Genomic DNA, 13735 nt, shown 5'->3' with positions numbered 1-13735 from the left:
CGTTATGCTAATTCCCTCTGCGGCTCAACTTCTGGATATGTGGGAAGGAGCTATTGCGGCCTCGCATACGCGTCGTGCACTGGATATTCTGTCGGTAGCCTATCCTGAACTGACTGTTGATGCGCTTGCGAGAATGCCATTAGGGCAACGTGATGCAAAGCTGATGCGGTTGCGTGAGTGTTTGTTTGGATCCAGCCTGACAGTGGTTGCGGCATGCCCGCATTGCAGTACGCAACTAGAATCGACCATGCTTGTGAGTGATATTCGTGTCGACAATTATCACCCATCGAATGGAGCTCAGGAGATTGACTCCGATGGCTATCGGATCGTATTTCGTTTGCCTGCAAGCAACGATCTATTGTTGTTTTCCCCTGACATGGATTCTTCGCGAGCACGCGATGTGCTGTTAGCCCGTTGCATACTGGATGTACGTAATACCGATGGCGAGCAGGTTTGTTATGCTTCACTTCCTGAACATGTTGTCAGTGCTGTTGCCGAACAGATGGCCCTTGCCGATCCTCAAGCTGATCTGGAGCTTGCGTTTGAGTGTCCCGCTTGTGGTCACAGTTGGGAGGCCATGTTCGACATTGCTCGCTTTCTTTGGAGGGAAATCCATGCCTGGGCCATGCGAACGCTGCGCGAAGTCCATTCGTTAGCGCGGGCATACGGTTGGAGCGAATCTGACGTGTTGATGATGAGTCCAACACGGCGGCAGATGTATCTGGAGCTATGCAGGCAATGAATAGCCATTTTCTAAACCACATAATTGCCAAAGCTCTGGGTACGGCTAGTAATATTGAGCCGCGCTTGCTGTCTCGGTTTGAATCCTTTCCGGATGGGGAAGCTATGCCAGGTTTGGATACAGAAAGGCAAACGCCTCCATTGTCAGCGGGTCAGTCCTATGAGGCTGATCATAATGAGGTGCAAACTCGGCAAACCAGCGCTCATACGGAAGAGGTAAGTTCGAATATCGCTGATGATACAAAATCAGAGCATCACGCGAATCCTCAGCCTCAGTCTCACCTCGTAAATGAGTTACCCAAACAATCACCGAGAAGCACAAAAATCCCCGATGGTTCCTTGGCTCTGAGGGAACCTGAAAATACAAAAGGTACGCTGCAAAATGATCCAGTCATGCTGGATTCGGTTTCACAAACTGAAGTTAAAAAACCTGATATGCGTGAAGTGACCGTTGCAGGGAATAAATCAGCGTCACCCTCGCAACCTGCACTTTTGCCCGCCAAGACTAAAATTATTTTTCAAATAAATGATGAGGCGGAGCCAGTTCAAACAATGCCACATGATGAACCTGACCACATTTCGAATTCACAGCACAGTGTGTTTGAAAAGGGCACGCTGGTACCGGATCAAATATTTTCTCAGGTGCGTCCCAAGGCCGAGAGGTTGGGGCCAGTAATTTCCGGGCGTATGCCACAAGAAGCTGTCCGTGATGAAGTGGCTCAGTCGCAACAGGTACCGGTAATCAACGTTACAATTGGGCGCGTAGAAGTGCGAGCCATTCAGGGTTCGCCGGGCAAGCCTCGGGTAGAACCCGTCAAACAGAAACCAATGGATCTGGATGAATACCTCAAACAGCAGAGGGGGCGGCGATGAGCAATACGCTGGCCATCGCTGCGACGACATCTACGCTGAGAAATCTATTGCTCGCGAAGATTCCGTCTCTGGATTCGGATTTATCGGATCTGGAGGTGACGATCCAGCCACTGGATCAGGCGCGCAAGGGCATTACCAAAGCTCAGCTGAATTTATTTCTATACCAGACAGTGGTAAATGGTGCCTGGCGTAACCTTGATATGCCGCGCCAGGTACGCCCCGGCGAGACCTCATTCCCGCCGCTGGCACTGAATCTGCATTATCTTATTACTGCCTATGGCCGCGGCGAAGCTGATAGCGATGCCACATGCCACCGAGTGCTGGGCGGCGCAATGAGCGTACTGCACGATCACCCGGTTTTGGGGCGGGGCGAAATCTCGCTTTCGTTGGCCAACAACGACTTGGCGGATCAATTTGAACGTCTGCGTATCACGCCCCTCAGTATGGGTGTTGAAGAAATTTCAAGGCTTTGGACAGTGTTTCAGACCCAGTATCGCGTATCCGCCGCATACGAGGTGACTGTTGTGCTGATTGACAGTCGCACGCCAGTCAAGGCCGCGCCGCCGGTGCTGACGCGCGGTGAAAAAGACCGTGGTGTTGTGGCTATTACCGGGGCGGCACCGGTCCTCACCGAGATTCGTCCGCCACTGTCACAACCTGCAGCTCGTCAGGGTGAGGATATTGTTATCCTTGGCGAGCAATTGATTTTGGACAATGCGATTGTCCGCTTCTTCAGTACCCGTCTTTCGCAGCCTATCAAGCTTGTGCCTCAGGTGGGAGGGGCAACCAACGAAATCATAGTGCATCTGCCGAACCAGGTGGAGGACGTGAATGCTCTTTCCCAATGGGTACCGGGTTTTTATACTTGTGATCTGAGCATAAAACATCCCGATGTGCCAATGCTGGTCAGTAATACTATAGCCTTTGCACTATCGCCCCGGATTACCGTGACGCCAAATAGCGCGGCGGTGGGGACAGTCAATCTAACGCTCACGTCTGAGCCACGTATTGCCCCAACGCAACGGGTGCTGCTCATCTTCGGTGATCAGCAGATCGAACCCGCCAGCATCAATACGCCAGCAGATATTACGCAGCCGACTACGCTCACATTTGCTGTGCTTGGAGTTTTGGCCGGTACGTATCTGGTGCGCCTGCGGGTCGATGGCGTGGACAGTATTCCTGTGATCTATAGCGGGACGCCGCCGATGCCAGCGTTTGATCCTGCACAGCGAGTGATCGTGACATGAGCGAGATCGATCAGTGGCTTCAGGCCAATGACAAGTATCTGGCAGATGCGCTGAGCGAACTGCGGCAACGCCTTGAACGCATGGTCGGGCAAGAGTTGAAGCCGGCACCCGTACCAGAAACCACGCTCGCACCAGAGCCCATGAGCACAACTGAGGGGCCCCCCCCTTCCAGCGCGCGCGAAACGTCTGTCGCTGCTCCGGCACAGCCACACAAAGAGCGCTCACTGCTGGACCGATTGTTTAATACGCATCCCAAGCCAGCAGAAAGCGAAACCCAGACACCCTTTGCTCCAGAGATGAGCGTAGAAACTGCAGCGAATGTCGCTTCCGAAACCGTGCCGCCGCCAGAGGTCATGGGCGAAGCAATGAACGAAACTATTCCGGAGGCCGAGTCCAAGGCAGGTGCTGTTGCGCATACCCCGGCACTGCTGTTGCTTGCCCAGCGGCTTGGTCTCACCAAATTTGAGCGCAACACGCTGCTGCTGTGCGCGGCCATGGAGCTTGACACCCGCGTGGCCGGGCTGTGCGCCCGGGCACAGGGGGAGCCATCACGTCCTTACCCTACTTTTGCACTTGCCTTGGCGCTGTTCGAAAACTCAGCCTGGGAAGTACTTTCACCCGAGCGGCCCCTGCGCTATTGGCGGCTGATTGAAATCAATCAGCCTGGCGCGCAACCGCTCGTGAGCAGCGCGATCAAGGCTGACGAGCGTATTGTCAATTACATTAAGGGGTTGAATTATCTGGATGATCGTCTGGCACCTTTAACCACGCAGATCGGGCTTTCAGAGGAATCGTTGCCACCCTCGCAAGCGCACCAGGTTGAAGAGATCGTCGCTCTTCTGGACAGCGGCCAGAGAGGTATGTCCCAGCCACTATTCCAACTGGTCGGCAACGATAGTGCAAGCAAGCTTTCGGTTGCCGGACAGGTTGCATCCCGACTGGGTCTTACTCTATATCGACTTTCGGCAGAGAGTGTTCCTGCCCAGACCGGCGACCAGGATACGATGGTGCGCCTGTGGCAGAGGGAGTGCGCTTTTCTGCCGATCGCGCTTTACGTTGACGCGAGCCAACTGGATCGAGCCACCAGCCCGCAGACTGCAGCGTTGCAACGCGTGTTCAGCCGCAGTATGGGTCTGGTGTTTCTTGATACGCATGAGCCTTGGCCAGAGCCGGGTCGCGAAAGCATCACGTTTGATATAGCGAAGCCTACTCGTGATGAACAGCGTGCAGTGTGGGAGCAGGCGCTGGGTGCTCGTGCCGCCGACCACCCAGCGCGGCTGGCAGGGCAGTTCAATTTCAACGCTGCAACTATTCGCAGTGTTACCACGAACGCGCTCGGGAAATCCGAGGGTGGTGATCTGGGGAGTACACTATGGGCGGAGTGTCTACGCCACGCACGGCCGGCGCTGGACCAGCTATCACAGGTGCTGGAGCCGAAGGCACAGTGGAATGATCTTGCGCTACCGCCGCCTGAGAAGCGATTGTTGCGCCAGATTACCGACCAGGTTGCAACGCGCATGGCAGTCTATGACGATTGGGGATTTCGCGAACGCATGAATCGTGGGCTAGGCATTAGCGTGCTGTTCGCCGGGGAATCGGGCACCGGCAAGACCATGGCAGCAGAAGTGATCGCCAATGAGCTGGGTTTGCTGCTCTACCGTATTGATCTTTCTGCCGTTGTGAGTAAGTACATAGGTGAAACAGAAAAAAATCTGCGTAAGCTGTTTGATGCAGCGGAAGATGGTGGCGCAATTCTATTTTTTGACGAGGCGGATGCTTTGTTTGGGAAACGTAGCGAAGTGAAGGACAGCCACGACCGCTATGCCAATATCGAGATCAATTATCTGCTGCAGCGTATGGAAGCCTACAGAGGTTTGGCCATACTTGCTACCAACATGAAAGGAGCGCTGGATACGGCATTTGTTCGCCGTCTGCGCTTTGTGGTGAATTTTCCATTTCCCGGAACCAGCGAACGTTTAGCAATCTGGCAGCGCGTATTTCCGGAAAAAACACCGTTGGGGGAGCTGGATTTCCAACGCCTTGCAAAGCTCAATATCACGGGGGGCAGCATCATCAATATTGCGGTAAACGCGGCATTTCTCGCTGCACAGTCCAAGACGCGCGTGACCATGCCGTTCGTACTGGAAGCCTCGCGCAACGAGTTTCGTAAACTGGATAAGCCTGTCAACGAGGCTGATTTCCGCTGGCTTGAGTCAGCGGGGGGGAATGCATGAATATCAACGTGCACATTGAGAGGCTGGTGCTGGAGGGTTTGCCAGTGGAGCAGCGGCAAGGAGCGCATTTGCAGGCAGCAGTTGAGCTGGAGCTAACCCGCTTGCTTGCAGAAGGTAGCTTGGGTTCACAGTTAAGTTCAGGGGATAAGTTGGCTTCTGTCAAAGGCGGTTCTGTTCAGTTGGCGGAGTGCGCAAATCCGAAAGGGCTGGGGCGACAGATTGCGGGTGCTGTGTATGAGGGTTTTGGAGCCAAGCCATGAGCGAACGTACCATTGCAGTGCAGCCTAAGGCCCCATCATCCGCATTTAACGCAAGTCGTAACGCTTTGATGCAGCGCCAATGCACGTGCGGCATCCACATAGTAGGCGGTGGGGAATGCGCGACGTGTTCGAAAATAAAGAGCGGTATGCAAAGGAAGCTTACTATCGGTTCCAGTAACGATCCGCTGGAACTGGAAGCAGATCGGGTCGCTGATAAGGTGATGGCAGCCCCCAGTCATGCCAATATTAGCGTCGCACCACTTCGCATTCAACGCTACGCAGGCCCAGCGGCAGGTGACGCGGGTACTGCACCTGCCAGTGTGGATCGAGCTCTTGCTAACCCTGGCAGGCCGCTTGAGCCTGCCTTACAACAGGATATGGGGCGGCGTTTCGGCCACGACTTTTCACAGGTGCGAGTGCATTCCAGTACAGATGCTGAACAATCGACGCGTGACGTAAACGCCAAAGCTTACACGGTGGGAAATAATATTGTGTTTGGCGCGGGGCAGTTTGTGCCGGGGACACAGGAAGGACGGCGACTGATTGCCCATGAACTGACCCATGTAGTGCAACAGTCGGCTAATCCGGCGCTGCTGCAGCGGGCGGAGAATGACACGGTACCGGGCTGTGCAGTATTGACGGATACGCAATCGGATGTTGATACGAAAGTCAACGCTACTTTGGCCAGCGCGCGTGCGACTGCACGTGTACCCCCGGCGGGACTAAGCGTAGCCCAAGGCGTCGTGACTGCCCTTGCCACCAATACCCAGCCCGGACGAAGCGCCATAGAGGTCTGGGCAAGTACTTTGCCTACCGCAAAGGCGTCCCAACCTGCGCAGAGCGCGACCAAATATGCTGGCGTCACGTACCGGCTCTGGTCGCAAACTTCCTTTCCTATCCTGAACCCGACGATGAAAATTAACGGCATTTGCGTTGGCAGCGACAAACTGGGGCATTTTTTCCAGCAGGGCATGACCTATTTGACTACGCAAGCTTCGTCGGGCAGGGCTGCGGCTGAAGAGGAAAGCGAGCGCTCGGAGGGAGGTGGGTACGGTTTGTTTTCGACCGGTGTATTCTCGAATGCGGATCAGGAAGCGAATCGCCAGGGCGGGAGATTTTATAGCGAACTTATTGCTACTCCAACCATGAGTTTTTCAATTGCGCGCTATATTTCTTCGCGATGGAGCGAAGTCGAAAATCCTAATTTTTACGAGGAAAGCGTCGGACATCAGGTATGGGCGAATACCCTGTCAGGATATTGGACAGGCCAGTCCCTGGACACGTCCGTAGCTCCCGCAAAATCCTTTAACGAGGTCTGGATGGGTGAACTGAACGCTACGACGACTGGTGCAGTTACCGGAAGGTTTTCGGTTGGAGGTCGTAATCTTGGGAATATCAGAAATGGCGTCATTGGTTACAACACGACAACTGTAAAGGGAGAAAATCCCGTGCTCGGAAATACGAGTCTCTCTCCCATATCAGGCATACATATAAGTTTTGATTGGACGCTGGATTCCAATTCAGGCAAGGGGTTCCTGGATTCGAGAGGAGAGCGGAATCTGGTCGGTCGTTGGGGGCGTGGAACCTCTGACACAGATCGTGGTGCTTGGGATATTCGTCGCAGCTAGCCTGGATGGGCGGCTGAACAGATTTTGGCAGAACTTAGTCAGAACAGGCTATCTGCGTCGCCGTGGCCGATCAATAGGGAACCGTAAGGCTTGCGCCGCATTACGCCTTTATACCGGTGAGCATGGTGATTCCGCCGTATGCATCGCCTGATTTGGATATGTATGTGATTTAGATATGTATGAAAGGCAGTGGTAATTTTAAAACAGGTATTGGGATGGCTAGCGCACGCAAGAAATGAGCTGTGGTTGCGCCTTGCCTTGCGCAGAAAAAAAATCGTGCAATCCACCCCTAAGTGGATTCACCCACCGGAGGACTTGGAATTGAAGACAACGCTTATTGTAGCCATTCTGTTAACAATATAGACAAGCAGTCAACTGAGATTTTTTGATGCAATTAACTTATAACAAATCGACGCAAATCGGCCAGCAAAGAGGACGATCGGTGCTTGGAGGCATCGGCGATGAATAAAACAAGTGTTGTTCAGAAAGCTAAAACAGGTACGCATTTACTGCATGCGCATGACATGTTCCAACGCAAATGTGCGTGTGGTAATCATATGGCTGAGGGCAAAGCGTGCGCAGCGTGTTCGAAGAAAACAACCGGGTTGCAACGAAAACTAGCCATTGGCGCGAGTAATGATCCGCTGGAACTGGAAGCCGATCGAGTTGCGAATCAGCTTTTGTCTGAGCCAGAGCATCACGGTATCAGTAGAGCGTCACCTCGCGTCCAACGCTACGCCAGGAGTGCTGGCGGCCAAACTGAATCGGTGCCGGCCAGCGTGGACCGCGTTCTCGCGAGTGTCGGCAGGCCGTTCGATCCTGCGTTGAGGCAGGATATGGAGCAGCGCTTTGGCCACGACTTTTCGAGCGTGCGGGTGCATTCCGATGCGGCTGCCGAAGAATCGGCGCGAGACGTGAATGCTAACGCTTATACGGTTGGGCACAATGTTGTGTTTGGAGCTGGGCGGTTCGCACCGGGGACACATGAGGGGCGGCGGCTAATCGCGCATGAATTGACACATGTGGTGCAGCAGGCGGGTGCGGACGGAGTGATACAACGCGACACCGCCGGTGGAGGGTCAACCGAGTTTGAAGATAAGGTGACAACGCTGATTCAGCCGACCAGTGGTCCTGGCCTGGTCGAAGGTACCGTTACCAGGACCGAAACGGCACCGGCAAGCGGCTCTCAGCCTCGACAGGTAATCCATCGCGGTGAAATGAACGTGCGATTTAACCCCTCGGACTGTTCAGTTATCATCCCATTTGGATACAATTTCGTGCAGGCTGCGCAAGCAGCGAGTGCGGGATTTTGCGATGAACCGCCGGCTAGCACCGCAGTTCCACCCCTCTCCGCCACCTCATTCAATTCTATCAAGACCAGTGTTCTGGCTAACGTCAACCGTGGTCTGAATGGCTGGTTTAACGTGAGGTTGTCCGGCGCTGGCTGCCCCGGAAGTTGTGCCGGTCGGTTGTTGCCGATCAATGTAGTGGCACGAGAAGAAACGGCACATCCGGACACGACGATTACCGTTGTGAATCGTGGTGGTCGTGCCAATTCCGGTACTATCTGCGCCAAATCCTGGAACAGCTCGACCGCAGTGCATGAGGGCGGTCATCAGGCTCTGGGTGTGGGCGACGAGTATCCTGAAGCGGATGAAAGTTTGCGTGCCACGGCACCGCAATGGTTCCGCCCGGAACGCGTACGGCGTGATTACTCTGCGATGGGGCCGGATGAACACTCACGTTTTGCGATGTTTCAGGAGCGGCATTTCAATGCGGTCAAGATATTTCTGGAAAACGCTTTTCCGAATTGCAGCGCGAATTTGCAGGCGCAGCCCCGGCCAGTCATTCCTGATTATCGAATAGTTCTGGGCGGCGGTTATGCATCGTTGAGTGGAACGTCCGGATCTTTCTTCGAGGCGGGGTTGAGAGTTGGTATTCCGCTGGATCGTTTGCGCCGCTGGGAATTCGTTCTGGGCCCGCAGATCAATATGTTTTCAACCTCAGGAGGCCAGCGCTACGCGAGTGCATTCCTCCTCGGCGCGCGGCTCGGGCTGGAAAGGAGTACGGGTGAAGCCGGGCATGGTTTTACCGCCGGTGCCTTCGGCGAAGCGGGCCACGGCTGGTTTAAGTCATCGGACTATGGACCCGGTGGTGCCGGTAGTCGCAGCGCCACTGCGGCGTACGGCGAATTAGGTCTGGGTGCCGGCTATCGGACTCCGTTGCTCTCCGGCTCCTCGGCCCGCTTCGATTTTCGTGTCGAGGGTGCTGCCGGATCTACGATTGGTGCACCTGGCGTTATTGGCCCAATCACCCGGGATATTGAAACCGATCCGGCGCGGTCTCGGTGGTTCCGTCTCGGTCTGACAATTGGAGGACAGTTCTGATGTGCACGCTGAGGCTTACTCAACTGTGTGGCAAGAGTCGATTCCTGGTTCGGCGAGTGTGTTGCAGACTCAACCCGGGGTTTTCAAACCGAGGTATCGGCCATGAATAAATCGAGCGTTGCACAGCAAGCCAAAACGGCAAGTTTTTTTCCGCTCGCGCAAGGCTTGATCCAGCGCAAGTGCGCGTGTGGTAATCACACAGTTGCAGGCGGGGCGTGTACGGAGTGCGCGAAGAAAACAAATGGTCTGCAAAGGAAGCTTGCTATTGGTGCAAGTAATGATCCACTGGAACGGGAAGCCGATCAGGTGGCCGATCAGGCCATGACTACATCGGCGCATTCCACCCTCGGCAATACGCCAGTGCGTATCCAGCGCTACGCTGGGCAAACGGCTGGTGATGCAGATATGGCACCTTCCAGCGTAGACCACGTTTTAGCCAGCACAGGCAGACCACTTGAACCAGCATTTAGGCAAGACATGGAACAACGCCTTGGTTACGATTTTTCTCAGGTACGGGTACATTCTGACGCTGCTGCCGAGCAATCGGCTCGGGACGTGCATGCTCATGCCTATACTGTCGGACACGATGTAGTGTTCGGTGCGGGCCGGTTTACGCCTGGGACACGCGACGGGCAGCGCTTGATTGCCCATGAGTTAACGCATGTAATACAGCAACAAGGTGCAGAGGGAGTTAGTGCAGGCCAAAGTGATGGAAAACGTTCTCTGTCATCTGATTCTACTGGGATTCCTAATGTCATTCAGCGCAAGGTTGTTGACGATAACAACCACCTGCCATGCCGGGCCGTGGCGGGCCGCAACGCCGCATATTTGACTGCACGTGAAAACGAAGCAGCGGCTCTAGCCGATAGTGCCGCAGCGGCGGTCCGTGCGAACCCGCTGGCCGAGCCCACACGCGCACTCGTCTGGAAGCGCTTTCGCCTCGATTACAACGACTCGCTTACCCGCTGCCGGTTTCTACCCGAGATCGGCGACCGGTTTGCCAAAATAGCGAGGGAGATTCGCGGCACAGACTGTACTTACCAATGTACCGCAACAGGTGAGCCATCCAGCGAATGCAGTACCGCACTGGGTGTAACGCATATTGGCATGTTCGGCGGCCAGAAAATTGACCTTTGCTCCCGGTTTTGGGCGGTAGCACCCGATCAGCAGGCCATCACGTTGCTGCACGAATGGGCGCATTACGTTTTCTCCACGCGAGGGCTGAATGACGAGCTTCCTGGCGGTTTCGACACCGCTGAGTGTTATAACGCATTCGCGTCCGAGTTCGCGGGCCAACCGATCACTGGACCTGAGGACACCAATTGTGTTCCCAATACGCGTGTGCTACCAGCTCTCGATCAGGGGCGTCTCCATGTGGGTTGCTCAAATGTGTTCCTTAACCTCTCCGCAGTCGGAGGATACGCCTATGGGTTGCCCGGATCGCACCACTACGGAACTGGCGGCGCTGGTCTCGATTTTCTTTTCCCGCTCACGCGTATGCACGACTGGGAGCTTGGGGTAGGTGCACGGTATCTGCGATTCGCACCGATTGACTCGAACAATCGCGATGCCTATTTGCTCGGCGTGCGCGCAGCTCTTGCATTCCGTTATCGCCCTTGGCGTTTTGGCTCGCAGATTGGTGCATACGTTGAGGGAGGCGGCGTAAATGTGCCGGTGGGCACGACCGGCGACAAGAGGCACCCTTACGGTGCCGCAGGTATTTCGGGCGGGGTGAATTTTCACATAGGCCGGCAGACTGCGCTCCAGATCCTTGGCGAGGTCGGAGGTGGTATTGGATTTGATACACAGAATAACCAGCGTTTTGAGTGGTTTCAGAGTGGTTTGAGCGTCGTGCTGCAATTTCAGTAGGTAGTCCACTATTGTACGCAAGAAGAAAGAACCTGTTTAGGGCAGCACAACAGACAGTTGCCAAGTAATGACCAAGGGTGAGGTATAAACCATGACCTGTTTTTACGATGTATCCAAAGGACTGAAAGGATCGCAGAAAAAATTGCATCCGTTTGTAGGTCGGCATGCTCATCACGGACGGACTTGTTCAAAACCTTCGTTAGGAGGCATTGGCCATGAATAAAGCCACAGTTGCGCCGCAAGTCTCAGCAGCAAGCCTGTTGCCATCAGCGCAAGGCATGCTTCAGCGCAAGTGTGAGTGTGGCAACCACACGGTAGCAGGTGGTCAATGTGCGGAATGTACGAAAAAAAATAACGTGATGCAACGCAAAATTGCTATAGGCGCTAGTAATGATCCGCTGGAACTAGAAGCAGACAAGATTGCCGATCAGGTGTTGAATACGCGAGTGCATTCAGCTGTCAGCCATGCCCCGCCACGCATACAGCGTTATGGAGAGCTGGTGACCAAAGGTGCGGATACCGCACCGGCAAGCGTAGGCAACGTCCTGGCCGGCTCTGGTATGCCGCTCGAACCGGCGCTAAGGCAAGACATGGAGAAGCGTTTCAGCCACGATTTCTCGCAGGTGCGCGTGCATTCCGGTGGTGCTGCGGAGCAGTCTGCGCGTGACGTGAACGCCAATGCCTACACCGTGGGGCAAGATATTGTGTTTGGCAGCGGACGGTTCGCTCCGGGAGTGCAGGCGGGGAGGCGCTTGTTGGCCCATGAATTGGCGCATGTGGTGCAAAACCACGGTCGACCCACTTCAGAACATAATCTTTTGAACCGAGAACCGGCGACAAAAACGCCCACTTCTGCTCAACCGGAACCTGCGCCGACCAATGCAGATAAGGTACCACTCAAATGGACCTGGAAAGATTTGGCGGTTTATCCGCTGCTTGTGGATATCTGGAAAGACCTGGTGCTAAAGGAATTGACACCGGGAGACCGCAAGCTGCTCGCATTGAAGGGAACGGAAGGCGCTGCCTTTTATGCTTGGGCAATGGCGGTGGGTCTGATGCCGGGTGGATTTGCCGGCGGGGATAAGTCGAAGGATGCCGGTGATTATTTGAAAAATCTATCCAAATATGCGGACCCGCTGACTGGCTTGACCCCAGCCAAAGACGCGATCTTTGACCCACTGAGCCGCATTGTGGGCCTGCGTGTGGACGATTACCTCTCTTCAGACCTGTTTTTGACGCGCGTGAAAACGCATACGGCAACTCTCGCAGCGCTATTTCTGGCGGTGCAGGGTACATACTCATTGATTCAAGGTGTGAAAAAGAAAAATGAAGACCCGACGGCGCTGGAAGGGGATGCATGGACTCAGCAGACAGGCCTGATCAAAGCGCTGGTGAACGCGATCTTCAAGAAACAGTTGAAAGCACCGGATTTTTTCGATGTTGGTCCCATGCAGTTGGCAACCCATCCGGCCTTTTCCGCCGCACCTTTTGCAGGCGGCGGGGTGCCGTCAGGAGCAACTTTTGAGCGCAATCAGGATATCAGCGGGGAGGTCCGCCAGCAGAAATACGGGTTGACGTTAAATCTGCCTGCGCTTATCAAGCCGGGAGGCGCTACCGTATCAGACATCGCCGACCCTTCGAAATATCGCGGCTGGCAGGGGAGTGCGTGGTTTACATACGAGGCGAACAAGCCCCTCACCCTGACCCCGGATAAGCAGCCCGGCTACAAATTCAAAGGTGGGACGATTTTCGGCTCTGCCGGGCATCTGGCCGAATTGGAGGCCGGCGTGCAGTATGGCGGAGAGACGGGAAAAGAACTGACATCATGGTTTGTGCGCGGCGGTTATGGCTATGTGGCAGGAGAAAAAGCGACAGGACTGAAGAAAATAGGCTTTACCGCGACGTATCTGGACTGGAAAGAACAAGATGTCCTCGCCCCTCTTGGTACAAGTGGCGTACCGGCGGGTGGATGGGGACTAAAAACGACGCCTTTCGCCAGTACTCGGTTTAATGTTGGAAAGAAGAAAACTCTGGATGCCAGCGTTGCAATCTCATTTGTTACCGGAAGGGTGGGAGAAACCAGCAGAAGTGGTTTTTCGGATGTTTCTCTCGGCTTGTCCTATACCTATATGGGTGACTCGGCACCTGACAAACTTCCGGCTTTCAAACTGGATTTGACCGGATCAGTGAGCCGCCTGGACTGGTGGAACCCCGATTCACCACTGCTTTGGGGTGGGCAGGCAAAGGTAAACGTCGGTCCTGTATTTGGCGGCGTCAATGTCATGACCGGCGCAGGCAGTATTCCCGAATCGCGGCTTGATCGGATGGGTCCGACTGTCAAGACGATGGTTCCCACTACGGTGCTGTTCACGGGTGGCGTTTCATTTTAGCGCGCAGGAGCACAAGTGGTGAAGTATGAAATAGAAGTTTTGAATTATTTGGTGAAATTTTTTTGTTGAGCGTTCAACGGTGGTTTCAAGGATCATTGAGGATGGT

At 54.6% G+C, this 13735-nt stretch carries 10 protein-coding genes and 1 pseudogene; 10 read left to right on the top strand and 1 reads right to left on the bottom strand.

Annotated features, from left to right (window positions below; all coding sequences use genetic code 11):
- Positions 1-4 precede the first annotated feature (4 nt).
- The 3 genes from EDC63_RS08535 to EDC63_RS08525 are packed head-to-tail and all read left to right on the top strand — an operon-like array spanning position 5 to position 2861.
- Entirely contained in the window at positions 5-742 is a 738-nt protein-coding gene (locus EDC63_RS08535; protein WP_124948171.1) for a T4 family baseplate hub assembly chaperone, read from the top strand.
- A complete protein-coding gene (locus EDC63_RS08530; RefSeq protein WP_124948170.1) occupies positions 739-1614 on the top strand; it encodes a hypothetical protein in 876 nt (291 codons plus the stop codon). Before EDC63_RS08535 ends, EDC63_RS08530 begins: the two co-directional genes overlap by 4 nt.
- Entirely contained in the window at positions 1611-2861 is a 1251-nt protein-coding gene (locus EDC63_RS08525) for a DUF4255 domain-containing protein (protein ID WP_124948169.1), read from the top strand. Before EDC63_RS08530 ends, EDC63_RS08525 begins: the two co-directional genes overlap by 4 nt.
- Positions 2862-2880: 19 nt before the next feature.
- Here the strand turns inward: EDC63_RS08525 and EDC63_RS18760 are convergent, their stop codons facing one another.
- Positions 2881-3357 (bottom strand): hypothetical protein, encoded by a 477-nt coding sequence (locus EDC63_RS18760; RefSeq protein WP_223272282.1) that lies wholly within the window; start codon positions 3355-3357, stop codon positions 2881-2883.
- Here EDC63_RS18760 and EDC63_RS19115 point away from each other — a divergent pair.
- The 7 genes and pseudogenes from EDC63_RS19115 to EDC63_RS08495 form a co-directional block, all read left to right on the top strand.
- Positions 3293-3562: pseudogene (locus EDC63_RS19115) on the top strand (hypothetical protein); the annotation flags it as partial. The gene EDC63_RS18760 and the pseudogene EDC63_RS19115 sit on opposite strands and share 65 nt — an antisense overlap.
- Positions 3563-3868: 306 nt before the next feature.
- Entirely contained in the window at positions 3869-5095 is a 1227-nt protein-coding gene (locus EDC63_RS18755; RefSeq protein WP_223272281.1) for an ATP-binding protein, read from the top strand.
- Positions 5092-5355, top strand: a complete 264-nt coding sequence (locus tag EDC63_RS08515) for a hypothetical protein (RefSeq protein ID WP_124948167.1) — start codon at positions 5092-5094, stop codon at positions 5353-5355. Before EDC63_RS18755 ends, EDC63_RS08515 begins: the two co-directional genes overlap by 4 nt.
- Complete coding sequence (locus EDC63_RS08510) at positions 5352-6983, top strand: eCIS core domain-containing protein (protein ID WP_223248483.1); 1632 nt, start codon at positions 5352-5354, stop codon at positions 6981-6983. Before EDC63_RS08515 ends, EDC63_RS08510 begins: the two co-directional genes overlap by 4 nt.
- Positions 6984-7444: 461 nt before the next feature.
- Positions 7445-9370, top strand: coding sequence for an eCIS core domain-containing protein (locus EDC63_RS08505; RefSeq protein ID WP_223248482.1), 1926 nt, complete (start codon positions 7445-7447; stop codon positions 9368-9370).
- A 102-nt stretch (positions 9371-9472) separates the two neighbouring features.
- Positions 9473-11239, top strand: coding sequence for an eCIS core domain-containing protein (locus EDC63_RS08500; RefSeq protein ID WP_124948166.1), 1767 nt, complete (start codon positions 9473-9475; stop codon positions 11237-11239).
- A 215-nt stretch (positions 11240-11454) separates the two neighbouring features.
- Positions 11455-13629: an eCIS core domain-containing protein gene (locus tag EDC63_RS08495; RefSeq protein ID WP_223248481.1), complete on the top strand. Its 2175-nt coding sequence runs from the start codon at positions 11455-11457 to the stop codon at positions 13627-13629.
- The last annotated feature ends 106 nt before the right edge of the window (positions 13630-13735 follow it).

This window comes from Sulfurirhabdus autotrophica, from assembly GCF_004346685.1.
Classification (GTDB): domain Bacteria; phylum Pseudomonadota; class Gammaproteobacteria; order Burkholderiales; family SMCO01; genus Sulfurirhabdus; species Sulfurirhabdus autotrophica.
The sequence above is the reverse complement of the archived record's forward strand: the minus strand, read 5'-3'. Positions and strand labels throughout refer to the sequence as shown.